21 protein-coding genes are annotated in these 25,262 nt (G+C 61.6%); 2 read left to right on the top strand and 19 right to left on the bottom strand.

Annotation, left to right across the window (positions count from 1 at the left end; translation table 11 throughout):
* The first annotated feature begins 10 nt into the window (after nt 1–10).
* Nucleotides 11–247, top strand: coding sequence for a DUF1653 domain-containing protein (locus QMX83_RS06880; RefSeq protein WP_282295873.1), 237 nt, complete (start codon nt 11–13; stop codon nt 245–247).
* A gap of 6 nt (nt 248–253) precedes the next feature.
* Here QMX83_RS06880 and QMX83_RS06875 read toward each other — a convergent pair whose 3' ends face one another.
* The 19 genes from QMX83_RS06875 to QMX83_RS06785 all read right to left on the bottom strand — a co-directional run bounded on the left by QMX83_RS06875 (nt 254) and on the right by QMX83_RS06785 (nt 23,780).
* Nucleotides 254–1,543, bottom strand: a complete 1,290-nt coding sequence (locus QMX83_RS06875; RefSeq protein WP_282295872.1) for a hypothetical protein — start codon at nt 1,541–1,543, stop codon at nt 254–256.
* 308 nt (nt 1,544–1,851) lie between these two features.
* Nucleotides 1,852–3,000, bottom strand: coding sequence for a type IV secretion system protein (locus QMX83_RS06870; protein WP_282295871.1), 1,149 nt, complete (start codon nt 2,998–3,000; stop codon nt 1,852–1,854).
* A 59-nt stretch (nt 3,001–3,059) separates the two neighbouring features.
* Nucleotides 3,060–3,794: a hypothetical protein gene (locus tag QMX83_RS06865; RefSeq protein WP_282295870.1), complete on the bottom strand. Its 735-nt coding sequence runs from the start codon at nt 3,792–3,794 to the stop codon at nt 3,060–3,062.
* Nucleotides 3,795–4,313: 519 nt separating this feature from the next.
* Nucleotides 4,314–5,660 (bottom strand): XVIPCD domain-containing protein, encoded by a 1,347-nt coding sequence (locus QMX83_RS06860; RefSeq protein WP_282295869.1) that lies wholly within the window; start codon nt 5,658–5,660, stop codon nt 4,314–4,316.
* Complete coding sequence (locus QMX83_RS06855) at nt 5,650–6,318, bottom strand: hypothetical protein (protein WP_282295868.1); 669 nt, start codon at nt 6,316–6,318, stop codon at nt 5,650–5,652. Before QMX83_RS06855 ends, QMX83_RS06860 begins: the two co-directional genes overlap by 11 nt.
* Nucleotides 6,319–7,281: 963 nt before the next feature.
* A complete protein-coding gene (locus QMX83_RS06850; RefSeq protein WP_336618951.1) occupies nt 7,282–7,980 on the bottom strand; it encodes a type IV secretion system protein in 699 nt (232 codons plus the stop codon).
* A gap of 1,440 nt (nt 7,981–9,420) precedes the next feature.
* A complete protein-coding gene (locus QMX83_RS06845) occupies nt 9,421–10,581 on the bottom strand; it encodes a type IV secretion system protein (RefSeq protein WP_282295867.1) in 1,161 nt (386 codons plus the stop codon).
* 80 nt (nt 10,582–10,661) lie between these two features.
* Nucleotides 10,662–11,480, bottom strand: coding sequence for a hypothetical protein (locus tag QMX83_RS06840; protein ID WP_282295866.1), 819 nt, complete (start codon nt 11,478–11,480; stop codon nt 10,662–10,664).
* Between the two features lie 53 nt (nt 11,481–11,533).
* Nucleotides 11,534–13,981: a VirB4 family type IV secretion/conjugal transfer ATPase gene (locus QMX83_RS06835; protein WP_282295865.1), complete on the bottom strand. Its 2,448-nt coding sequence runs from the start codon at nt 13,979–13,981 to the stop codon at nt 11,534–11,536.
* Nucleotides 13,982–14,070: 89 nt separating this feature from the next.
* Nucleotides 14,071–14,379 (bottom strand): VirB3 family type IV secretion system protein, encoded by a 309-nt coding sequence (locus QMX83_RS06830; protein ID WP_282295864.1) that lies wholly within the window; start codon nt 14,377–14,379, stop codon nt 14,071–14,073.
* On the bottom strand, nt 14,372–14,767 hold the full coding sequence (locus QMX83_RS06825; protein WP_282295863.1) for a TrbC/VirB2 family protein: 396 nt from the start codon (nt 14,765–14,767) through the stop codon (nt 14,372–14,374). The genes QMX83_RS06830 and QMX83_RS06825 overlap by 8 nt, the downstream gene beginning before the upstream one ends.
* 73 nt (nt 14,768–14,840) lie before the next feature.
* Nucleotides 14,841–15,785, bottom strand: coding sequence for a lytic transglycosylase domain-containing protein (locus tag QMX83_RS06820; RefSeq protein ID WP_282295882.1), 945 nt, complete (start codon nt 15,783–15,785; stop codon nt 14,841–14,843).
* Between the two features lie 22 nt (nt 15,786–15,807).
* Nucleotides 15,808–16,851: a P-type DNA transfer ATPase VirB11 gene (virB11, locus tag QMX83_RS06815; RefSeq protein WP_282295862.1), complete on the bottom strand. Its 1,044-nt coding sequence runs from the start codon at nt 16,849–16,851 to the stop codon at nt 15,808–15,810.
* 15 nt (nt 16,852–16,866) lie between these two features.
* Nucleotides 16,867–18,141 (bottom strand): TrbI/VirB10 family protein, encoded by a 1,275-nt coding sequence (locus tag QMX83_RS06810; protein ID WP_282295861.1) that lies wholly within the window; start codon nt 18,139–18,141, stop codon nt 16,867–16,869.
* The gene (locus QMX83_RS06805) at nt 18,138–18,917 is read right to left on the bottom strand and encodes a TrbG/VirB9 family P-type conjugative transfer protein (RefSeq protein WP_282295860.1); all 780 of its coding nucleotides are present in this window, start codon (nt 18,915–18,917) and stop codon (nt 18,138–18,140) included. Before QMX83_RS06805 ends, QMX83_RS06810 begins: the two co-directional genes overlap by 4 nt.
* Entirely contained in the window at nt 18,914–20,032 is a 1,119-nt protein-coding gene (locus QMX83_RS06800; RefSeq protein ID WP_282295859.1) for a VirB8/TrbF family protein, read from the bottom strand. Before QMX83_RS06800 ends, QMX83_RS06805 begins: the two co-directional genes overlap by 4 nt.
* A gap of 84 nt (nt 20,033–20,116) precedes the next feature.
* Entirely contained in the window at nt 20,117–20,566 is a 450-nt protein-coding gene (locus QMX83_RS06795; RefSeq protein WP_282295858.1) for a hypothetical protein, read from the bottom strand.
* A 412-nt stretch (nt 20,567–20,978) separates the two neighbouring features.
* Nucleotides 20,979–22,652: a type IV secretory system conjugative DNA transfer family protein gene (locus QMX83_RS06790; protein ID WP_282295857.1), complete on the bottom strand. Its 1,674-nt coding sequence runs from the start codon at nt 22,650–22,652 to the stop codon at nt 20,979–20,981.
* Between the two features lie 444 nt (nt 22,653–23,096).
* Nucleotides 23,097–23,780 carry a hypothetical protein gene (locus QMX83_RS06785; protein ID WP_282295856.1) on the bottom strand — a complete coding sequence of 228 codons (684 nt, stop codon included), beginning with the start codon at nt 23,778–23,780 and terminating at the stop codon, nt 23,097–23,099.
* Nucleotides 23,781–24,021: 241 nt separating this feature from the next.
* Between QMX83_RS06785 and QMX83_RS06780 the strand changes: the two genes are divergently transcribed.
* Nucleotides 24,022–25,262, top strand: a 1,241-nt coding sequence (locus tag QMX83_RS06780; protein WP_282295855.1) for an MFS transporter, incomplete at its 3' end; no start/stop codon positions are given.

Raw genomic sequence — 25,262 nt, 5'->3', positions numbered from 1 at the left:
ATATGTGCCTATGACAGACCTTGCCCCACTCCCTACCCTGCCCACTGGGCATTACCGCCACTTCAAGGGCGGCAACTACCGCGTGCTGGGCGTAGTTCGCCACAGCGAAACACTGGAACCGCTCGTGCTCTATCGGCCGCTGGATAAAGACGTTGGCGATTGGGTGCGCCCCTACGCCATGTTCTGTGCGCAGGTCGAGCATGAAGGCGGGATGCGGCCGCGATTCGCATTGATCGCGGCCGATTGAGGCCCCTTACGGTGCGGCGCTCTGCCCCGCCACCGTGGTGCTGTTGACCACAAACGGGTCACGCCCGGCATCGGCATACCCGCTGCACGCCGCATCGCCCGGTGCCACCGGGTCGCAGGCCCACAGGCCGCGCGGCACGGTGTCACGCTGTTCGAAGCGCTCGCCATTCCACACGATGAAGCCCAGGTGCAGGTGGCCCCATTCGCCATAGCTGCGCGCTTCGGGCTTGGAATCGGCCGGCACTTCGGCATACCAGCGCAGGGCCGGCCCAAACTGCAGCTTGCCCGGATCCAGCTGCACCGCATTGGCCTCCAGGTTGTAGCGCTTGCGATCGGCATCAGACAGCAGCGGCTGCGCCGGCAGCGCCTGCGCGGTGATGTCCTGCGGGGCAGCGCCTGCGGTGACCTGATACACGCGCTGCTGCACCAGCGCCTCGCGGCAGCTGCCGGTGGTCAGGCGCACGGTTTTGCCGTCGATTGCATCGGGATAACGCCCGTCCACGCAAGTAAACGGACCCGACACCAGATACACAGTGGTCGACGCATCCGCGCCCTCGAACGAGCGCACCCACAGGCCATTCTGCACGGCAATGAAGTCCGGCCGCACCCCATAGCCCGGCACCGCCTTGAACCAGGCCTTCTGGCTGAGCTGGCGCTCACGCGCCGAACGCGGCAGCAGCAGGTCCTGCTCGGGGATGGCCTTGAGCACGTTGGCGAGATGCGCCGGCATCGTGCCCTGGCAGGCACCGGTCAGCAGGTTGTCCTGCGTGGCCAAGCGCGCGGCCAGATCGTTCGGGCAACGCGCACCGAGCTGACGCTCGATGGCGTTGTCTGCATTGGCCAGCACGGGCACGACCAGCGGGCGCGGTGCGGGCGGTGCGGTCGGAACCTCCGGAGCAGATGCCTCACTCGCCGTCGTCGGTGCCGTTGCCGGTGCCGGTGCCGGTGCCGGGGTTGCAACCTCGGCAGGCGCTGGCTCGGCAGCTGCTGCCGCAGGGGCGACCGTTGTCGAAGGCGTGCCTGCAGCCGCTTCCGCGGCGGCGGCCGCTGCATCTGCGGCGCGCGCAGTGAGGATCGCGTCAGCCTGCGCTGCGTCGATGGATTCCTGCGCGGGTGCCGGAGCTTCGGCCACAGTGTCGACGGGCGCGGCCGGCTGCTCGACCTTCGCGGACGCTGCGACAGGCGCATCCGTTGCCTCCTGCGCCTGCGCGGTGGCCAGCGCGAACGGCAGCAACAACATCAGCGGAGCAGTACGGCAGGCACGCAGGTGCCGGGAGTGAAGCGATGCATTACGCATATATTCGTCCTTGAAGCTGAAGTGGATTGAAGTGGACCACAGCGATGCCATCGACAAGATAGAGACGTGTGTCGCGTTCGACACCCGCACACCTTGTCGCTGGTGACCCCCACGGCACCCAAAGCCCCCTTCGGATACCGCTACCTGTGTCATGCGCCGGAATCCCGACGCCGACACCCTACACCAGTCGTGAAATCCGCGTCGCGACCGAGTGGAGTTTCTTTGAATTACATCACACCTTTGACCGTAAGATCCTGTTAAACGCACCCGCCTCCGTACGCATGTATTGCTTGAGGTAGGGTTGGTCGTCATTGCATATCCCGTCTGTTGGCGATGCCCAGCCGGCCCGGTTCATGCGCGGGCCCAGTGAGTACGCCTCGCGTCGCCACACCCGGCATCACCATCTGCGGATGCATCTCCACCGCCTCGACCGGTCGCTGCGTGCTCGCCGGCATCACGACAGGAGCCTGCGCTGCAGGGAGCACACCCGAACGACTGCCATCCATCTGCGAATGCGCGATGAAGCTGCCCAGCGTTCCCTGGAAGAACATGGCGGCCATCGGGGGAGCGCTGATGATCAACACGGTCAGGATCAAACCCAGCCCACCCTGCTGCAGCGCCTGGCTGCTGTAGTTGGTGCCCGCGTCGCCTCCCAGCAGCAGACCGCTGATCGCAGTGTCCACCCAGAAGGCCTTCGACACGGCAATCACGATGCCCAGCGCGTACCCCACCATCACCGAAAGCACGGCCATCGAAAACATGGTGCCAATCCCGTACATCAACCATTTCTGAAACAGCCCTTTGGTCTGCTCGAACAGCAGGCACAAAATGAAGAGCGGCCCCAGACCGATGAACAACGACATGGCGATCTGATACAGCAGCAGCATGGCACCCGCCGTGATGGCCGGTCCACCGGTACCGAATCCGATCAGGAGCTTGGCCTGCTGCTTCTCACCAGAGAGCACCGGATCATTGATTACCGTGATGGCATCGATGCTGGCCAGGGCGACCTGCATCTGCCAAAGCGCGGCGTCTATCTGCTTGGCCGGCAGTGCGTAGTCACCTGTGATCAGCGTGGAGATCACCCCCTGCACATCGGAGATCAGCAGACCACTCAAGTTGTCGCCGAAAATCGACATGGCTGACGCCACGGTGACGATCAGGGCCTTCCACCCTGCATCGGACATCACAGCCGCCAATGAGGCCTGGCTGCGCCCCGTCATGATGCGGTAGCCCTGGATGATCAGCCACAGCGTCATGAACTTCACCCCGATCACCCCGACCCACTTCATGACGCGATCGAGCACCTCACCGCCAAAGTTGGCGACTTTGGTTTCCAACGCATCCAGAATCAGTTTGAAGAACGCGAAATCACCCAGGCTGGCACCGCCGCCCGCCCGCAGTGGCTCCAGACCGCCGCCCAACCAATACACCACCTCGCTCAAGTCGATCATCATTTTGTTGTCCTATTGAGTGAACGCCGTCCGCATGCGCGTACGGATTCGCGCCTGTAGCGTCACTTGTTCGCCCAGTCATCCAGTGCCTTCTTCAGAACCACGGTTTTCGCAACATCGGTAACCACCCGCGAGGCACCGTTCCCGGTGATGGCAGCCTGGGCGATCACGTTCTGCCGTGCCTGCATGGCGGCGATGTAGGCGTCGTAAGCTTGTATGCGCGTCGACCACTCCTGCCCCATGGCCAGCAGATGATTGCTCAATCGCGCGGTGTCGCTCTGTGTCGCCTGGACGCTGCCGGAACTGTTCTTGTCACTATCGCGAGACTCAAGATTCTGCTGCTCTGCTTCCTGGATCTGCTTCATCGTGCTCTTGAGGAACTCGAGAGATTCGTTGTACTTGCGGTTCTGCGCCATCTGGATGCTGACGCAGATCTTGACCTGCTCTTCCTTGACGGCTGAGGTGCTGCTGAGGTTCAGCGCAGAGAACCCGCGCTGCAGCAAGGAAGCACTGCTTGAATCACCGCAGACCTGTTTGACCATGTAGTCGTCGGCGACGCCATCCATGCTCATTCCGTCCGGAAGGCTCAGCTGGAAGTTCACCGAGTCGAAGATGGCCCGCATGTCCTTGATCTGCTGCTCGGTCTGCTTCCAACGCTGGGCCTCCTTGCTGTACGCCTGAGCGTCAAGCACGTACTGAATGAGCTGCTGTACCATCGCAGTTGGGTTGGTAACGACGGTTGTGGTGGCGTGCGCCGTCTGAGCTGCTAGAGCTACGCAAGCGGTCAAGACACCCACGTGAAGCCGTCGGCGTACAAACCTTTCTCGAATCGACCGCCCACCATCTGACTGCTCCGTCGCTCGGTCTCTTGCATTGATACTTGTGTCCATACGTCACACACCCCTTTAGCGTTAGCCCCGCCGGAATGGCGGTTGCAGATAGCGTTGGGAGAGCGGCACTAGGTCAAGCGCCTTGCGGCCGCCCTCTTCACGGAGCGGACAATGCAACGGGAGATCACGGATGTGCAGTCGGCGAAATCCGACCCTTTCTCAGGCGGGCATGCATCCATTTTGTGGTTGGCCCTTGAGCCTTTCTGGCGCAAGGCATCCGCGCCGAAGCGCATCGAAAATGATCTGAACCGTTAGCGAGGCATCTTCGACGGAGGGGATCCGCGTTCCTGCCGCTTATGGCACGCTTCGCGCCGGACAGCGAAGCAGCAACGGAGTAAGCAAGGTCTCCACAGATGAGAAGAGGCCCGAAGGGCCTCTTTGAATGCATCACACAGCACAGCGATCTGGCATCAACTCACTCGGAACTCACCCAATCATGGTCCGACCCGCATTGCGCACTTGCTCTTGGGCCTGATCCTGCTGTGCAGCCTGTGCTAGCGCTTGGCTCTCGATCTCACGCCCACTCTGCTCCAACGGCGTATTCATGGCTGCCACGGTCGGCACGGATGCTCGCAGATGTGCGGGATCGGACAGCTGCCCCTGCACCGCAAACGTGGTGGCGGCGTCATTGCTCATCACCACGTGATCGATGCGCTTGCCACCCAGCTCATGCATGCGGCATGCCAGAGCACCCGCCAGTTGCTCACTCTGCACGTCAGGCACCCTGCCCGCCTGCTGGTCCAGCTCATGCACACCGCGCAGCGCGCCGATGAACAAGGGGTGGCCTACGTGGCCCGGTCCATTCAGCGGTTTGAGCGGACCCGAGGGAACCTCCTGGGCGGGCTTGGCACGCGACTCTTCCTCACGTCGCGCGGGCTCTCCAGCAGGAAGCGGGCCGCGAACCTCGTCGAATACGTGCTTCAGCACACCCAAACCACTACCCATGACGAACGGAACGACCTGACGAATCTGCTTCACATCGCCTCGATAGTCCTCGATCATGTCGCGATGCGAGCTGGCAAGCGCCTGACTCTGGGGATCCTCGAGCACGGAATCCAGCCCAAGGAAATTGCCCAACTTGTGCGAATCAAGCGATAGCGCAGGCGCGCCCAAGCGTCGTACTGGCTGTGGGAGCATGAAGTTGCCTGGATGCATCTTACTCTCGTAGCCTGCCGCCTTCAGAGTGTCGATCTCGTTCTGTTTCGCATACACCCTGACCTCTCCGTAGTGGGGCGAAGCCGCGCTCACCGGATCTGTCGCCATCACATGATTGATGACCGAACTGCCACCTTCGGGAATGCGCCGCGAAAGGCTGGCCGCGCCGTAGGCATTAAATATTTCGCCTTTCAGATCAAAGTGATGCGCTGTAATCTGGGTCAGCGCACCTCCCAGGGAGTGGCCCGTAACAATGACATCGACCGGGGTACCTCGCGCAGCATTGTGTGTTTTGGCAAGCTCCATCGCCCGAGCCGTAAGAGCAATGGCTTCAGGCGCTTGAATGTTCACCCTTGCAGCCACCATTGCCACGTCAGTTCCGACGTCCGCACCAACCGCTTCCGTTCCGCGATGTGCCACAACGACCTGACCCGTATCGACGCGCTGATAGATTGTTCCTTGATAGCCGGAACGCGCGCTATCCACAAACTCCCAAACCACGTACTTTTGGCCAAAAACTGTCACCTCCTCCTGCTCGTCGGCCGAGCGCGCGCCAGGATTCTTGTTTACATACGCACCATCTGAAAGATAGGCCAACTCGGAGGAATCAATTTTCATGCTTGCGCCCCGATGAACTCATCCTGGAACTGAAGGTATTACCCCGAACTTCGGGCTTGAATCGATCAAGCTCTGTCAAACCCAACGACGGGTAATTCGCATATGCATCAACGCGCGGATACTCCATGTCAGGGTAGTAGTGCGTGAGCGATCCGCCGCCAAGCACCGTCGCACTGTCCATGAATCCTGTGAATCTGGTCTCACCCTCAGATCCAGTAGCCCGAGCGACAACGCTAAGTGTTGTGAACTCCCATCTGCAGACTCCGCGACCGTAGTAGTCGCCGTCCAGCAAGAGATCAAGCAACACGGTTCCAGAGTGTTCGCCAGACTCAGCTCGCCTCAAGGCCACATCCCTTGATGTCGTCATCCTCATAGCGGTGCCGGTCATGGGATGCACATAGCCGCACTCATCCTCATTGACCACGTCATATTGAGCGCGGGCGAGGACTTCTGCGAAGGGTCCAGGCGCGTCATGCACCTGCCAGGTGAAATCGACACCCTGCCTCGGCGAGGGATTTTCCTTCACAAGACCCCACCACTCGGTTCCCGGACGTGTGCCGCCCGACACCGACGCGGATTGGGGTATGCGGTCACAGCCCCCCATCAGCACCAATAGCAATGCCAGACTTGTCCATTTCCAAGTCGGTGGTGCCGCCATGGGTCCATCTCCTTCCGGTCAGCCAGAGACTCAAGCTAAGTAATGGCTAGAGTAGCGTCGGTGCGCCATTGGCACTATAGGAAATTTCCTATGATGTCCGGACACGTGAAGTGGTCACCCTAGCAGCTTTGCAAGCACACCTTGCTTGCAGGCCATCAGCAACGCGGAATCTATTTGGCCCATACGCTCCCGGTGCTCGCCCCTGCGGGCCCGGCTGGCCTCTCGGTCCATCAGCCATCTGCAAATGGACGGAACTGAGCTCTTGCACTTCGGGACAGTCTTTATTCAACGTCAAAGGGGGCGCAATGGCCTCCTTTTTATGCGTCAGCGGTGGAACACCGCTGGTAGCCCAAGTTGACGCATCGCGGAGACGGGTCAGAACCTCCTGAACTCAGACATGCTGCACGCCGAATAGACTATCTCGCATCGTGCACCATGGCCAGCGCAACGCTCGAGTGCCAACCTGGAAGCCTCGCTCTCCGTCTTAGCACCCATGAAACTTGAGGTCAAACGCCCTTTGCTCCGCTCTTCAGCGAGCGGATCTGCAATCGCAACGCACTGATTGTGGTACGCAATCTGCACCTCGCAGTCGACACCTCCGAGTTTCTTACACTCCTGAACCGCGATCTGCTGTGCAAGCTTCTTTGACGTCTGGGAAACCGAAACTCCCGTCGCCATTGTCGGATTCGGCCCTTGCGACATCCCTGACGCGATTGCACCCCATCGGGTCTCCCATTTACCAGTAGGAATGGATAGCGCAGGGCCGCCGGATCCGCCAGACGGAATTGGTGCGCATCCGCCCGCACCCTGGCCACCGATTGGGTACTGTCCGGGCGGACAACGACCCTCTGCATATGCCGAAGCAGATGCCATCAGCATGACCAAAGCGAGTAATACGTTTCTCATCTCATTCTCCGACTAGCGCAAAGGTCCCATCTAGACCGGCGACACAACCATACTTCCTCAGTTTGCCCTTCTGTACCTACCAGTTTCTTCAGCAGAAGCTGTTGGACCGGAGCCACCAACAGTACGTCCCACGTTTGGCATCTGCTGGTCGCCGCCTGGGTTGGCGGAGTTTGTCGTCTGCGTCGGCGTATACGACCCCGGCGGCTGACCCTGCGGACCCGGCTGCCCACCCGGTGAGCCACCTATCTGCGAATATGCCATGAAGCTACCCAGCGTGCCCTGGAAGAACATCTGGGCCATTGGGGGCGCAGCCAGGATCAGCGTGGTCCGGATCAGACCCATGCCGCCCTGCTGCATTGCCATGCTGGTGATGCCATCACTCATCACACCGTCTCGCAGCAGCCTTCCTATGCCGTCGGCCACCCAGAACGCACCTGCAACGCGGATCACCATGCCCGATGCGATTTTCACCATGGCCGCCAGTACGGCCATCGAGAACAGTGTTCCTATGACGTAGAGCGACCACTTCTGGAACAGCTGCTTGGTCTGGTCGAAGAACAGACACAGGATGAAGAGTGGACCAAAGCCGATGAACAAGGCAATCGCAACTTCGTACAGCATCAACATCGCACCGGCTGTTACTGCCGGACCGCCAGTGCCCAAGCCGATGAACCACATCGCCTGTGCCTTCGAAGTGCGCAATCCTTCATCGTCCACCGTCTTGATGTAGTCAACGCTGGACAAAGCAACCTGCATCAGGGCCAGACTTTTGTCGATCTGATCTTACGGAACCCTGCTACTGCCAATGGCAAGCGCGGCAAGATATCTGCATCACCTGTCCCTCTGAACTGCTGAAGCTTACACGGCCTACTCGATCAGAACTCCCTGAACTCCGACATACTGCAGGCAGAATAGACGAGAGCGCACTGCTGCCCATCGCCAAATGTGGAGCATCGCTGCATCGCATTTGCCCTGGCCAGATCTTCCGTCTTCGCCGCCGCGGCCACAGAGTTCCAGGCACCTCTCTTCTTGGTTTGTTCAGTCGGATCTGCGAACGCCACACACTGATTGTGGTATGCGATCCGCAGCTTGCAGTCCCTTCCACCCTGACGCCGACATTCTTCAATAGCTGCCTGCGTCGCTTCCTTCTTGGACTTTCTGGAGACTGAAGCCCCAGTGCAAAGATTACTGGGATCTTCCGCAATTGCACCCCAGCGCGTCTCCCACTTACCCGTCGGGATGGAGAGAGTAGTTCCGGAACCACCGGCGGGAATGGGTGCGCACCCTCCCGCTCCTTGCCCACCAATAGGATATTGCCCAGGCGGGCAGCGACCCTCGGCAAAGAGGCTGAATGGTGCAAGCCCCAGCAGCAACATGACAAGCGTTCTCATATCCACCTCACAATGCACATGCACAAACTCTTAGATCAATCGCTCTAGATGACCATGCGCACCCGGCTACCGACTCGCTTCACTACCCATCTGCGAATAGGGCGAGGGTAGCCTCTAGCAACATGGATACATGCCTACCCCACCTAACAAGAAGTAAAAAGGAGGCCACGATGGCCTCCATTTACTTGCGTTAGCGACGAAACGCCGCCGTGAGTCTCGCGGGGTGCCAAGGGGTATAAGGTCAGAACTCTCTGAACTCAGACATGCTGCACGCGGAGTAAACGATGCCACACTGATGACCGTACGCCTCGCATCGACCCATGGCCCTTTCCTTGGCAATCTCCACCGTCCCTGCCGCAGTGTCGGTCGACTTTGCCTGAAGTTCAGGCCTCCCCCTTCTACTTTCCGGGGTTGGATCTGCGATCGCGACGCATTGATTGTGATACGCAACTCGGAGCTTGCAGTTGTTCCCACCCTGCTTCTTACACTCTTCCATTGCAGCAGCCGTAGCTTCTCTCTTAGATTTCCGGGAAACGGACGCCCCCGTTGCTAGATTGGTGGAATCCTCAACCACGGCCCCCCAACGCGTCTCCCATTTTCCGGTGGGTACAGACAATGCAGCACCCCCAGTTCCGCCGGCCGAGATAGGTGCGCACCCCCCCGCTCCTTGGCCACCAATTGGATACTGGCCAGGAGGGCACCGTCCCTCAGCGTGAGCCAGAAAGGAGGCGAAACTCAGAAGTACAGCGATCAGAATTCTCATGGCTACCTTACGTCTGGGAAACTTTACGACCACACGTTTTCATCAACGAGTAGGATGGTTCCCCATCCGCCCCTGACCTGACGCATCCGACGGGGCCGAAGTTGATTGGGATACCGTTCGCGCCATTGTTGCCTGCGGGTCCATATTGACTGCGGGTCTTTCGGAAACGCTCTGATTAGTCGTCTGCGGCGGCGTATACGACCCCGGCGGCTGACCCTGCGGACCCGGCTGGCCGCTAGCTCCACCACCTATCTGCGAATATGCCATGAAGCTGCCCAGCGTGCCCTGGAAGAAGAACTGGGCCATTGGGGGCGCAGTCAGGATCAGCGTGGTCAGGATCAGACCCATGCCGCCCTGCTGCATTGCCATGCTCGTAATGCCGTCGCTCATTACACCGTCTGGCAGCAGCCTTCCTATGCCGTCGGCCACCCAGAATGCGCCTGCAACGCGGATCACCATACCCAATGCGATGTTCACCATGGCCGCCAGTACGGCCATCGAGAACAGCGTTCCTATGCCGTAGAGCAACCACTTCTGGAACAGCTGTTTGGTCTGGTCGAACAACAGACACAGGATGAAGAGTGGACCAAAGCCGATGAACAAGGCGATCGCGACTTCGTACAGCATCAGCATCGCACCGGCTGTTACTGCCGGACCGCCAGTGCCCAAGCCGATGAACCACATCGACTGTGCCTTCTCAGTGCGTAAGCCCTCGTCATCCACCGTCTTGATGTAGTCAACGCTGGCCAAGGCGACCTGCATCAGAGCCAGGCTCTTGTCGATCTGTTCTTCGGGGGATTCGTCATCATCGGTGACCCGCGCGGTGATGACTTCCTTGAGATCCTTGGTCAGAAGCGTGTGCAGGCTGGTACCAAACATGCTCATGGAGGTTGCCACGCTCACGATCAGCGCGGCACGCGCCATGTTCGTGACCAGCGCCATCATCGAGTCGCGGCTCTGTCCGGTGATGATGCGATAGCCCTGGATCAGCACCCAGAGCGTCATCAGGGTGAGGGCCATGCCCCCGACCCAATACATCATGTTCTTCATCATGTCGAACCCGAAATCTGCGATCTCCTGTCGCAGATAGTTCAGGATCAACCGGAAGAAAATCAGGTCGCCGACTTCCTGGACACGCACGACGTATCCCAGAAGATCCTGTAACCCACCCGAGTCGCCAAAGCTGGCAATCAACCTATTCATCTCTACAATCCCTTGGTGATACTGCTGCGACAGACGGGCTGGCGCGTTGTGCATCCGACTTCGCCTGCCGACATTGATCCTTACTTGATCTTCAGCGCGCCCGCCAACGTAGCGGTTCTGATGATGTCTCCGATCATCCGGTTCTTGGTGTCGCCCTTGAGTGCCTGCTCGGCAACTACCTTCTGATTGGCCTCCATCACTTCGATGTAGGAATCGTAAGATTTCATGCGCGCTTCCCAGATCTGGGATTGCACTGCAAGGTCATTGGCCATGCGCAACGACTCACTATCCACACCCTGCACATTGCCTTGGTTGTTGCTCAGAATGCGCAGTTCGAAGATTCGGGTCAGCGACGACTTCATGAGCGGAACCGAGTAGTTCATGAAATCGACCGCATCGTTGTACTTCCGGTTCCGCATCATTCGGATGTTCACGCAGATCTGTGTCTGCTGACTCTTGAAGTCGGTGTCTGATTTGAAGACGAAGGTTTCCAGCAGGCCTGGCAGCGTCATGTTCTTGGACGTGCGGCAAGTGTCCTTAACCAGGTAGTCATCATCGACGCGCGTGAGGGTCTGCCCCACCGGCATGCCGAAATCGTTGAAGATAGCCTGCAACTGGATCAGCTGCTGCGCATACTGCTGCAGCGTGCGAATCCAGCGCGTGCGCTGCTCGATGTACTCGGCCGCGTCCTGCGCCTTGGAGCCTGCGGCGATGATCTCGGCCTTGTACGTGTTGATCTGGTTCATGATCGACTGGAACACGTTCGGGCCGATTTCCACCACGGGCTGGGTGTAGGCCGGTGCCGGTGCGTTGCACATCAGCACGCCCACCACCGACAGTGCGGCCAGGCGGAAGTTGAAGTAACGGCGATTCTTCTTGGGGGTCTTGGCGATGATCATGGTTGTCTCCATCGAATGCGGCTGGTACGTGGTCCTGACGGCCGGGGGACCGGTCAGGCGGCAGCTTCCTGGCGGTTTCCGGCGGGCTTTCCTGAGCCCTTGCGCTTCTTGTAGAACTCACTGAGCCACTGTTCCGGGGTGAGATCGGCCTGCGACACCTGTTCGCGCTGGGCGGCATCCAGCAGGACCCGGTGCATGATGTCGATATTGTCGGTGGAGGCCGAAATCACCGACAGAATGTCGTCCATGCCACGCAGGTTGAGCTGGCAAACGCTGGCGGCGTGGCCCTGCTTGACCAGGAAGCAGCGCGAGCGCTCGTCCAGGGCGGTGACCACCTTGAACTCGGACTCGGTCAGCTTCAGGCCGTCGATGTAGTCCGAACGGCTGGCATTGGGGTTGGGCAGCAGAATCAGGGTGGCGGTCTGCTCGATCAGGGCGGCGGCGATGTCGCTCTTGAGCGCATCTTCCGGGCTCTGCGTGGCGAAGATGCCCAGACCGTTCTGCTTACGGATGGTCTTCTGCTTGTTCTTGGCAAACTCCTTCAGGCCACCCTCGCCGTCCAGGATCTTCCAGAATTCGTCCATCACGTAGATCAGCGGGCGACCGTCGATCAGCGATTCCAGGCGGTGCAGCAGGTAGTTGATGACCGGCACACGCACTTCGGGGTTGTCGATGATGTCGGTGTAGTCAAAGCCGATGATGTTGGCGCGGCTCAGGTCGACGGTGTCCACCGGGTTGTCGAACACCCAGCCCAGCGAGTTGCCGGAGGTCCAGCGGCGCATGCGCGCATACAGGCCGTCGTCGCCCATGTTGGGCAGGCTCTTCTGGAAGTTGGTCATGCTGCGCAGGTGCTTGGGCGTGTCCAGCATGTTTTCCACCGCACGGAAGATGTCCTCTTCCTCGCGCGAGCTGTACTCGGCCTTGCCCGCCAGGACCTTGACCAGGTCCGCCAGGAACTGCACGTTGGTTTCGTTGTTGTCGCACTGGAACGGGTTGAAGCCGGTAGGCTGCCCGTTCTCAAGCGCCAGGTAATTGCCGCCACAGGCGCGCACGAAGATCTCCGCGCCGCGATCCTTGTCGAAGAAGAAGATGGTCGGTGCCGGGTCGTACTGCTGCACCTGGCTGAGCAGGAAGTTGATCAGCGCGGTCTTACCCGTACCAGACTTACCAATCACCATGGTGTTGGCGATGGCCTTCTCACCCAGCGAGTTTTCCGACGGGTGCGTAGCGTGGAAGTTGAAGTAGTACGGCTGGCCGTTGGTGGTCTGCAGGGTGGTGACGCAATCACCCCACGGATTGTTGTGCTGCTTGCCCGTGGCGAAGTTGTGTAACGGCGACAAGCCGAGGAAGTTCAGCGAGCTCACATTCGCCATACGGGTGCGGTAGCGCCAGTTGGCCGGGAACTGCGAATAGAACGACGCGGTGACCGCCAGGTCTTCCTTGGCCGACACGAAGCCGGCGTTGGACAACTCGGCGCGGGTGGCGGCCAGATTCTGCGCCAGCTTCTCCTGGCTGTCGGCGTAGATGGCCATGATGAAGTGGTATTCACCCAGCACGAAGTTGCCCGACGCCAGCTGGTCCATCGCCTGGTCCATCTCGATGATCTGGCTGACCGCCTTGTCGCCGGAGGAGATCATCATGCCCTTGGTGCGGTCGAGCACCTTGAGCGCGTCCTGGCGGCCCATCGGGCTGAAGGAATGGGTGATGACGTACTCGAAATCGAGGTACTTCAGGCCGTTGAGCACGCCCGGGTAGGTCCCTTCGGCGTATTCCTTGATGTTGAGGATCGCACCGAAGTGGTTCACGCCATTGGGCGTGTTGATGACGAAGTCACCGGTCTTGGCCGAGAACATGTGCCGGCTGATCGGCAGGTAGTCCTTGACCGGGGCCGAGAGCACCGGCACCGGCTCGTCCACGCGGTTGAGCAGGTAGCCGAAGAACTCCAGGGTCTCGGAGAACACCATGCCGTTCTTTGCTTCGTACATGCCCATGCGGTACGGCGAGTAATCGCGGATCACCGCTTCGACGTTGCCGGCCAGTTCCAGCAGCTTGGCCACGGCCTGGTCCTGCTCGGCCTGCAGCTGGGTGACGCTGGAGGACTTGTCCATGAAGCGCTTACCGGCCACCACGGGGCGGTAGATCATGGTCAGGTACAGCTCGTTCTGCATGGTGCGCTGCGAAGACAGCATGCCCATGTACTGGTCGGAGACGTCCTGGTTGAATTTCTGGTTGAAGCTGCGCTTGGTGTTGAGCGTGCGGCGGCGGCGGATGTCATGCACCCAGAAGGCGACGTTGACGAAATCCGGGGCGCGCAGGGTCTGCAGCAGGCGATTGAAGGTGTTATGGCGGTGTTCCAGCTCCCAATCCTCGCGCCCGACGAAGGGCAGCCCTTCCAGGTGCCAGGTCAACAGGAAGTCTCCGCCCGTGGTCTTGACGACCGTCGGTGCCACATGGGTCGACAGGGGAATGAATTCGCTGATGGAGGTATCTGGCGTGAACATGACGGCTTCCAATGGGGCGCTGCGGGGATGATGCTTTCCTTGCACCGGGCAGGCGGTGGTGCCGCCTGCCCGGCTTGAAGCGTGCCGTGTCAGACCGACGGCGGCGGCTTGTCACGATAGTGGTTGGGCGTGAACACCCACATGCCATCGTGCTGCTGCACGTTGCGGGCCCGGAACTTGAACTGCAGGCGGAGACCGATCAGCCGGAAGATCATTTCATCGCGCTTGGCCATCTGCCGCATGATGAAAATAGCAATCGGAATCGTCACCAGCAGTCGCATGTCGATGTACATGCCGAGCAGCAACAAGCCGCCCGCGACCAGGAAGAACGGGACGTAAGGCACGCCCAGAAACATCGCCGGCCGCGTGCAACCGCGGAACAGAACGTTCTTATGCACGGTAGTACTGAACGACGTTCATGATCGCAGCGGTGGTGGTGCCGCCGCAGCTGGTGGCGCTATCGCCGATCAGCATCTTGGCGATCTGGCCGGCCGCACCGATCAGCAGGCCACCGATCAGGATCGGAGCCACGTCACTGATGCGCTTGTGGGCGAAGGCGATCTGGTAGCCGGCGAAGATGACGGCGATGGTCACCACGGCGATCGAGGCGATGTTCAGCAGGCCGTTGATGTTGTCGAAGAAGCCGCAGACCTTCTTGTCGGTGCCACCGAAGTTGGTCTGGGCGAACACGTCCGGCACGAACACCGCAGCGACGAAGGCAACCGCCATCAGCATGGTCTTCAGCGAGCGCTGGGCTTGGGCAATATCGAGGTTGGTACGCTTCATTGTTGATTTCCTTGTTGATGGTCTAACACGACTTGAATCGGCCCGCCGGGTGGATGGCCGTACCACGACTTCGTCAAAACACGAAGGCTGCATCCCCTGCGGGGATGTTCTGAGCGGGCGCTGCCTGCGCAGGCTGGGCCTGCACGGGCGACGCCACGGGTGCATTACGTTCACTCCACGGGCGCAGCACCACCGGGCCCGCAGCCCCCTGTTGTGGAAGTTGCGGCCTGACCTGCGGCGCAACCGGTTCTGGAACAGCGGCCGGCGCAACCTGTTGGGGCTGCGGCAACGCGTGATCCAACGCATTCATGACCACCCGCGACACCGCCGCGTCGGCGGTACGCACCAGTCCCCCGCGGACCATGGCACCGGTGGACGGATAGACCTCGTACACCCGCGCCGGATCGTCCTGCACCACTGCGGCCTGGGCCACCATCGGTGCCAGCGCCTGGGTCGTCGCTTCGATGCGACTGCCGATCACACGCTGGGCTTCATTGGTGTACTGCGGGTGGTGCGCGACATCGACCACACGGCGCTGGGCGCGGCTGACCACGTCGATCGGGGCTGCGCCGTTGGCGGCCACCTGGGTGCCGCGCTGGCGCGCGATCGAGGCAAATACCTTCTGCACGTAACCGTGGCGGAAGCCGGTGGTGAAGTTGCCCGAGTAGTAGCAGCTGAACGCCTTGCCCCAGTCGTTGCCGGAGCGCGAATGGCATTCGGCCAAAATGCGCGAGCCGGCCTGCAGGTTGGCGCACTGCTGGAAAGCCTTCTCGTAGGAGTCCAGGCCGTACTTGGCCAGGTTGTAGCGGTTGACCTGGGCCAGACCGACGGAGAAGTTGTAGCCCTTCTCTTCCAGCATGCGCACCGTGGCCAATGCTTCATCGAGCTGCTTGGGCTGGCGCACGAGCGCGCCACCCACCACGCCAATGGCGTAGGGGTTGCGCGAGGACTCGACGTTGACCACGTGCTGCATCACATCCATGGACACGGCCATTTCAGGGCAGGCAAGGGCTTCCATACCAGGCAGCATCAGGGCGTCCTCACTGTGCCTGCGCGAGCGCGCGTTCGGGGTTGAAATCAATGCCGGTGATGTAGCGGCTGCCGGCATGGGCCTTGATGTGCACCACCACATCGATGGTCAGCTGCAGCAGACGCTTGATCACCGAGAACTCCAGACCGGAGCCTTCGGTCGAGGCCTTCACCATCAGGCCCAGCTGGTCCCAGGTCTGTTCCGGGCTGCCGGCGTGGCAGCTGGTGATCGAACCGGGGTGACCGGAGGCGCAGTTACGGATGAAGTAGAACGCCTCGTCGCCGCGAAGCTCGGCGAGGATGATGCGGTCCGGCTTCATGCGCAGGCAGGCTTCCATGCAGCTCTTGGCGGTAACGTTGCTGGCGCTCTGCCCGCCCTTGGAGTACAGCAGGTGCACCACGTTGGGCTGGGCGATGAACAGTTCGCGGGCATCTTCGATGGTGACCAGTCGCTCGTTGGCCGGAATATGGTTGACAAGCGACTTCATGAAGGTGGTCTTGCCGCTACCGGTCGCGCCGGACACGACGATGTTCTTGCGGTACTGCACGGCCTTGCGGAAGAACTCGGCGTAATTGCGCGACTGGCGCAGCGCCAGCAGTTCCTGGTCCTGGTCGCTGATGGCAGCGCCCTGCTCCAGGATCTGGTTGAAGAACCCGTCTTCCTGGTACTGCTCCAGGGTCTTCATGTGCTTGGACGGCAGACGGATGGTGATCGACACCTTGCCGGCGTCGCACGCCGGCGGGATGACGAACTGTGCACGCTGACCGGTCGGGAAGGTCAGCGACACCACCGGGTCAGCGTCGGTAATACGCTGCCCGGTGTTGCTTTCATTGACCACGGCGGTGCAGAACTGACGGGCACGTTCAAAGGTCAGCGTGGGGACTTCCACACGCTGCCAGCCATCGCGTTTTTCCAGCCACACCTCACCCGGACGGTTGATACAGATTTCCGTCACGTCAGGCGAGGTCATGTACTCGTGAATGCCCAGCACTTCGTACTGATAGCGCAGGAATTCACTGGAAACGTCGGCTACGGGGCCCACTTCTGCGTCCATGGTTGATCCAGCCGGTCAGCGCCGCATGGGCAGGACGTCGGAGAAATCGACGTCCTTGGCCACGTACACGTTGACCACAGTGCCCTGATTGATGGTGACCGTGGGCGGGCGACGCTCGCTCATGGCCTCGTTGGCCAGACGCTCCATGCTGCGCGCGGTGGCGCTCTCATAGGGCGACTGGATTTCACGTCCACTGTTGCTGACGGTGGTGGTTTCCGGACCGTGTTCGGCAGCAGCGTATTTGAAGGCGTCGGCGATCAGGCTGATCATCAGCGCCGAGGCGATGCGGCTGCCCCAGTGCGCGCTGTAGTCACCCGGGTGACCGGCACCGCCGAGCTGGTCCACGCCCGGGCTGGACATGGCCACGTCGATGCCGTTCGGGGTGGTGATGCGGTCCCAGATCACTTCCACGCGCTTGCCGGTGGGGCCGCCACCGTAGGCACCGTAGATCTTCGAGCCCTTCGGCAGCAGCAGGCTGCGGCCGTTGATCGAATACACCGGCTCGGTCAGCAGACACGAGGTGAAGCCGGCCACGTCGGTGATGATGCGGGTTTCCAGCACGCAGCGCAGATAGGTGCCGCGGACCAGCAGTGCATCCGGGCTGCGGATGAAGCTGGCGCTGGAGACGTCTTCCACGTCCGGACCACGGCGGACCTTGGCTGGCGGCTGCTGCGCACCCGGCAGCTGGGCCAGCATGGCGCGGGTGTAGTCGTCAGTCGGGCGACCGGCGGGATCCGTCGCCGGACCGGCCACACCGCCGGCGCTGCCACCGCCCACACCACTGCCGGACGCCATGCGGCGATCCATCAGCGAAGGCTCGTGGGATTCGGTCGGTGCCGTCTGGAAGTCGTCCACGTCCGGCGGCGGCGTGCGGTAGGGATTGGTGTGCGTGCTCGGCGGCGGCAGCGGCGGCATCATCCCGATCGGCTCCACCGCTTCCGTTGCGGTCGGCGGCGGCGGTGCGGCCGTCGGCAGTTCAGGCGTGGATACACGCGCCTGCTCATTGACCTTGGCCGGGCCTTCAGCATCGTCGCTGCCCTTGCGGAACAGCAGGAAACCCATTGCCACGATCAGCACCAGGGTGCCGCCGAGGAAGGCCAGCGCCTTGCGGTTCAGGCGCTGCTCTTCAGCCGAACGCAGGGTCGGAGCCGCAGCGTCCAGGTTGGGATTGTTGTCGGCCACGTTCTGGCCGTAGTACGGGTTGGTCGGGCCTTCCGGCGCACCCTGGTGCGCGTCGTAACCCTCGTTACCGTTGTTCGGCTCGTTGCCGGGAGTGTTGTGCTGGCTCATTTGTTCACGTTCCTTCGCAGACCGACGACGTTGTCACCATGACGGATCACCAGGTACGGATAGGTGCCGTGCACGATGAGCGAATTGCCTTCCACCGTCGTGTTGACCGTGAAATCTTCGCCGTACTCCGTCTCACGACCGAAGACGGCCGGGAAGATGCCGGTCTTGTACTCCGGCGAATTGGGCAGCTTGAGATAGGTGAAGCGGCCGTCATCGTAGGCATTGACCGGAATCAGCCAGCCCATCTTCTTGGAGCGCCGGGTGGAGTACGAATAGTCGAAGTTGTACTGGCGATCCTTGGCCAGTTCCGAGCTGAGCAGCGGCTTCACTTCCTCATCCACCGCCTGCTGCGCGGTACCGAACTCGGTGTCGCTCGGGTAGGTGAAGGCGATCTTGTACTGCACGCCGGCACGACGCGCCTGTTCCAGCTGACGCCAGTCCGTGGCCACCACCTTCAGTTCGAAGATGTACGAATGGGTCTCCGTGCGCACCATCATGTTGGTGTCCACGTCGACATTCTTCGGCTTGAGATAGAACACGTTCTCGCGACGGGTCAGTTCCCACCCGCTGCTGAAACCGGTGCTGTAGTCGAGGATCTTTTCATTCGGGCTGAGTTCGATCTGGGTGGTGAGCCCCAGGCCGGTACGGACCGGATAGATACGGTCAGACTCATACTCGTAATGGTCCACCACGGACTGCGCCTTCGCTGGCACAGCAAACAGGGACATCATCGGCACCAAGGCCAATGCGGCCCACCATGCATTGTTACGACTCATCGGTTGCTTGCTCCCTGCGCAGTTCCGGTGGAAACGTTCTGATTCGGTACAGCGGGCGGCGGTACTGCCTGCCCCGGTACCGGCTGACCCGGCACCTGTTGTTGCATCGGCTGGCCCGGCATCACCTGGCCCGGAATCTGGGGCGGCGGCGGCACGGTCTGACCGGGCACCTGCCCCGGCACCTGACCGGGGACGGCCTGACCGGGCACCATCGGCTGCCCAGGCACCGGTGCCGGTGCTGCCACCGGCTGGCCGGTGGCCGGATCGATCATGGTCGCGGCGGCCGGATTGTTCGGGTCATACACCGGCGCGGCGGCAGCCGCCTGTGCGGCAGCGGCCTGGTTGGCCTGGGTGCTCATGTCGGCGTCGTCGGGCACCGGCACGCCACGGGCGAAGTCGCTGTCCACGCGGTATTCGGTGACCTGGAAGGCCAGCGGGTTCAACACGCGATCGGCTTCGGACAGGGCCAGGTCGGCGCGGTACTCGAACCGCAGCGTCACCAGCTTGTTGTCCAGATAGGTCATCGCGCCGGTGGTCTTGTCCAGCAGACTGCGCTGGATGCGCACCGACGCGCCGCGGAAGCTGCCATTGCCTTCGACAGCCAGCGGGGTGATGCTCAGGATCTTGATCCGGATCGCCTTGCTGGTGCCGTACACGTAGACCGGGTTCTGCGGATTGTTGTTCGCATAGCGCTGGCGCTGGGTGGCCGCGACCGGCTCCGACGACATGGTGAACACCAGTTCCCAGTCACGCAGGCCCATGGTGTTGGAGTCGAACGACTCGCGCGCCAGCACGTACTGCGCCACGTTGCTGCGATTGATCGCCTCGTTGGCCGTGATGCCCGCTTCACCGAAGTTGCCCGAGAGACGCGCCACCGTGGCGGTGCCGGTGTAGGCGTCAGCCATCACCAGGAACGGCACCTTCTCCTTCAGCGGCAGCATGTAGTAGTAGCCGCCCGCCAGTGCCAGCGACATCACCAGCGAACCGGTCGCGACCATCCAGGCGCGCTTCTCGCTGCGGCGGGCCATGTCGGCGATGGTCAGCTCGTAACTCACCGCCTTGGAGACGGCCTGGTCGACCTTCGCGTTGTTGCCTGTGTCCTTCTTTCGGAACATGGAATTCATCCGTACTGCTGGAACTTCGATGGGCGTGACGCTCCGGCGCGCCGGAGCACATCAGGACGACCGGGTGCGGACCACTCAGCTTCCGCTGGCACCATCGGCCGGGCGCGTCGAAGCGGTCGATGCGGACACCGACTGCACCACGATCTGATTGCCCACGATGGAGACCGAAACGCCCTGCGCCGAATACGCCGCGCTGAGATCGATCATGGCCTGCTGCGGATTCGTCGTGGACAGCGACGACACCGCGTTGAACAGCGTGTAGTCGGAGCTGAGGCGGTAATCCAGGCTCATGCCCGAGTCCTTGGCCCAGCGTTCAAGCATGGTTTTCAAGGTGCCATCGGCCGGCGAGGCCTGATAGACGTAGCTGGAATACAGCGGAATTTCCTGGGTGGTGCGGGCGAAATTGTTCACCGGCTTCCAGCGGCCGCCGAAATCCGGTGCCGGCTTGGTGGCACAGCCCGCCAGCATCACGGCGGCGGTAACGACGGCAACAACGCAACCCTTGGACAGAAACGCTTGCTTCATACGGACTTCCCTATGGCGTACGGAATAGCGGCTTTAATTCGGAAATTCAGACAACGCGGTGACGCATCAGGCCCTGGATCAGGCGCGATGTGCCGTTGGTGCGTATCGGTACAACCGTGAAACACCTTTCAGCGGTGTGACCGGGCCCCCGCCCCGCCTGATGTGAGAACGCCCCGAACACCGGGTTCGGCCCCTGCGCCCCACACACTCTCCGAGAAAAGCCATCCATGTTCCTTTTGACTGCTTCAGCGCCAACTTCCGGCACTGTACTCAACTACGAAAACCTGACGCATGGAACGTCCATCACAAATACGATGCCACAGTTCAGCGTCAAATCAGTGTCAACCGAGACGAAAATTTTACATTTGCGCCCGCATTTTGCGATGCGCGTCACATTGCCGCATGCAAACCATCACAACTCCAGCATCTTCACATCGGTCTTGGGCAGCAGGCGCGAAGTGAAATATTTGTCCTTGTAATATTTGATCTTGTCGCATTTGACCGGGTGCGGAATGCCCTCGTACAGGAACACCTCGTGGTCCATGCCCATGGCCTTGAGTTCCTGCGGCAACATCAGGGCGCGCCGCTCTTCGGTGAAGTTATGGGTCTTCTCGCGCGCATGGGTGACATTCTTCTTGCGCACGGTGGTGTAACCGAGCATTTCCGAATAGTCGTTGGCGTCCTGCTGTTCGCGCGGGGCGTACAGGATCTGCAGCGCGTGGTTGGTGATGATGGTGCGCGACACGTCGCGGCCGTAGGTGGCGTCGAGCTGCGCCATGCTCTGGATGATGGGCAGCAGGCGCACGTTGTAACCGGCCATGTACGAGACCGCCGAGGCGATGATGTCGACCTTGCCGATGGAGGTGAACTCGTCCATCAACAACAGCACCTGGTATTTCAGCTCTGGATTGCCCTTGGGCAGTTCCTTGGTGTTGAGGTTGATGATCTGGCTGAAGAACAGGTTGATGATGAGACGGCTCTCGGCCAGCTTGTTGGGCTGGATGCCGATGTAGACGGTCATCTTCTTCTTGCGCAGGTCGGTCAGCAGGAAATCGTTGGCACTGGTGGCCTTGTCGAGCACCGGATTGATCCAGGCGTTGAGCGGCTCCTTGAAGGTGCCCATGATGGAGGCGAACGTCTCGTCGGCCTGCGACAGCATGTTGGCGAAAGCGGCCTTCGCATTGCCCGACAGGAACGGCTGCGTGGACAGCGACTGCAGGTACTTCTTGAGATCGGTGCCGTCACCGGTGGACAGGCGGAAGATCGCACCGAGCGTGGGCGTGCCGCTACCGGCCGGGAAGCCCATGGCGCGCTCGTCGTCCCAGTTCTCGAACAGGTACAGGCCGAAGGCCATGAAGGCGTTGCGGGCCTGGCTCACCCAGAACTTCTGATCGTCCGAGCCATCCGGATACAGCATGGCCGCGATGCTCATCATTTCAGAGACGCGGAAGTTCGGATCGTCGGAGACGTAGCTGAGCGGATTCCAGCGATGGGTGCGCTTGTCTTCAGCGAACGGATTGAACAGGAACACCTCATGGCCCTGGCTGGCACGCCAGCCGCTGGTGAGGTCGAAGTTTTCCTGCTTGATGTCCAGCACGACAATCGATTCGCCGTACTCGAGCAGGTTCGGAATGACCACGCCCACGCCCTTGCCCGAGCGGGTCGGTGCGGCCAGGATCACGAACTGCTGCCCACCCAGACGCACGAGCTTGCCGCCGAAGCTGCCGACAACGATGCCGCTGTCGCTCTTCTTGAACATGCCGTGTTTGGCCAGATCCGCGGCGGTGGCGAAACGTGCGTCACCGTGGATGGACTTCTTCTTCGGCTTGAACATGAAGAAGAGCACGACCAGGCACAGCAGCAGCGGCAGGCCGAAGCCCAGCACGCCGGCGATCTTGATCTTGGTCAGATAGGGAGCCACCGCCGGCTGGTCCATGGCCTGCAGGTACAGCAGGTAGGTGTTCCAGCTGAACTTCGCTGTATCCAGGCCCAGCAACGCCAGCGTGATATACCCGGCAAGGGCATAGCCGACAATCGCGGTCACCAGAACAAGAACAGCGGTGGCAACAGACTTCTGCGTGGACAAACCCAATCCTCCATGACGCGCCCGGTGGACGCTGCGGCTAGCGACGACGCCGACGTGGCCTCGTGCGCGATGGTTTCCTTTCGTCTTCCACCAGGACGGGTTGGTCCTGTTCCAGCAGTTCCCGCCAGCGGGTGTGCGCCTGTTCCAACGAGAGAACGTCGGTCACTCTCTCGCCGCCAGTCGTCAGCACGGCGTAGCCGATCACATCCGCCGGGTTGTAGACCGGTGAATGTGTCAACGCTACCAGCTGATACCTGCCTTCGGCCCGCAATGCATGAGGGTACTGGACCATCGTGCACGCTCCCCGGTCGACTCCAGTGGGCGCATGCTAATCCACACCGCAGCGTATGCCAATCAGAAATTCCTTACCCGGCAGTGGGTAACAGACGGACGGCAGCACGCAGAGGCCACCATACGGTGGCCTCTGCGCGTTACAGCAATGCGTTACATGGACTGATTGATGTGTGACGTGACTGACACGTTCGGCGCAGCATCGACGGCGTTGCGCCGGATGACCACCGGTTCCCTCACCCGCTGGGCGGCATAGGACAGGCTGGCGGCGAGGATGAAGGTGTAGCCCAGCAGTTCGGTGGTTTCTTCAATGGTGTTCTTGAACACCCGGATGTACTGGTCACCGAGCAGGCCGGTCCACAGCGAGGTCATGCCGATGAGGCGCGAGTAGAACAGCAGCAGCACCAGACCGATGACCATCACCGTGCCGGGACGCGAGCCGAGGAAGCGCACCAGGCCCGCGAGGGTTTCGCGCGGCGCGCGGCTTGCCCAGGCCAGGGAACCCAGCACCAGCAGCGCCACCGGGTACTTCCATAGTCCGTGTGCGATCAGATCCAGCGCTTCGTCCATCTCACGCAGGAACATGCAGGCAAAGAAGGCCGCGGCCAACACCGCGAAGTGACGGTCATCACGGCGCGCGATCGCCACGCGCACGAAGGCCAGCACGCTCGCCGCCAGGAAGCCTTCCTGGGTCAATTCGACCAGCGACCACTCGCCCACTGCGTTCCCCAGCCAATGGATGTCCAGCCAGGCCAGCAGCGGCGGCAGGGTCACCATCGCGCCGAACAGGAACGCGCGTCCCAGGTAGTACGCCAGCAGTTGAAGATCGTTTTTCATCGGACTCACCCGCGCCACCGGGCGCATCAACGGCGCGCATTATTCATGTCATAAAAATGTCGTTAAAGAGCATGAGTGGAACAATGCGTGACCTTGACCCGTTATTGTTCAGCCGGGAGACATGAACCGGGCAGCGCCTTGAGTGGACCGCTGTTTTCCGTGAAACAGGGCCACACTGGTACGGATTTGCTGCACCGCACCACGTACAATGGCCGTCCGTAAAACGATTACATCCTGCCGTATGAGCTCCACCGCCCCTACCCTCGCCGAACGGCTGACCCCGCGTGAGCGCACCCTGATCCTGCTGGCCCTGTCCCTGGGCGGCTTTGCCATTGGTACCAGCGAGTTCGCGGCCATGGGCCTGATGCTGGAAATCAGCCGCGGGCTGGGCATCAGTGAAACCCAGGTGGGTCATCTGATCAGCGCCTACGCCGTCGGCGTGGTGGTCGGTGCGCCCGTGCTGGCGTTTGCCGGTGCCGGCTACGCACGTCGCACCCTGCTGCTGGGCCTGATGGGCTTCTATGCGGTGGGCAACCTGGCCAGCGCGTTGGCTCCGGATTACACCACCATGTTGATCGCCCGCTTCGTGGCCGGCCTGCCGCATGGTGCGTACTTCGGCGTGGCAATGCTGGTGGCGGCCGCGATCAGTCCGCCGGGTCAGCGCGGCAAGGCCGTCTCGACGGTGCTGCTGGGTCTGTCCATCGCCATCCTGGTAGGCAACCCGCTGACTACCTGGCTGGGCCAGCAGCTCAGCTGGCGCACCGCGTTCGGCCTGGTCAGCGTGCTGGCCATCGCCACCGTGGCGATGATCGCCCGTTACCTGCTGCCGGACCCGAACGAGGTCCGCACCTCGCCGATGCGCGAACTGCGCGCCTTCAACCGCACCCAGGTGTGGATGGCGCTGGCGATCGGCTCAGTCGGCTTTGCCGGCATGTTCTGTGTGTTCACCTACCTGGCCCCTACCCTGGTGCAGGTCACCGGCGTACGTGAGTCGTGGATGCCGGTGGCCGTGGGTATCTTCGGCATCGGCGCGATCATCGGCAACGTGGCCGGTGGCTGGCTGGTGGACAAGTTCCAGTTCCGTGCCGCGCCCATCGTGCTGCTGTGGTCCGTGGTGGTGTTGATGCTGTACCCGCTGGCGGCGCATGCCGTGTGGAGCGTGGTGCCGGTGATCATCGCCGTGGGCACCATGGGCGCGCTGGCCGCCGTGCTGCAGACCCGCCTGATGGACGTGGCCGGTGAAGCACAGACCCTGGCAGCGGCTTCAAACCATGCCGCGTTCAACACCGCCAATGCGCTGGGCCCGTGGCTCGGCGGCATGGCGATCGGTGCTGGTTTCAGCCCCGCAGTCACCGGCTACGTCGGTGCGGCCACCGCGCTGGGCGGCCTGCTGCTGTGGGGCGTGGCGGTGCTGGTGGAGCGGGGGGGGGGGGGCCCCCCCCGGGGGGGCGCCGCCGCGGGGGGGGTGGACATTTGTGGAGA

Origin of the sequence: Stenotrophomonas sp. PS02289 (genome assembly GCF_029960115.1) — a bacterium.
Classification (GTDB): Bacteria; Pseudomonadota; Gammaproteobacteria; order Xanthomonadales; family Xanthomonadaceae; genus Stenotrophomonas.
Note: the sequence above shows the minus strand (reverse complement) of the source record. Positions and strands in the feature narration are given on the sequence as shown.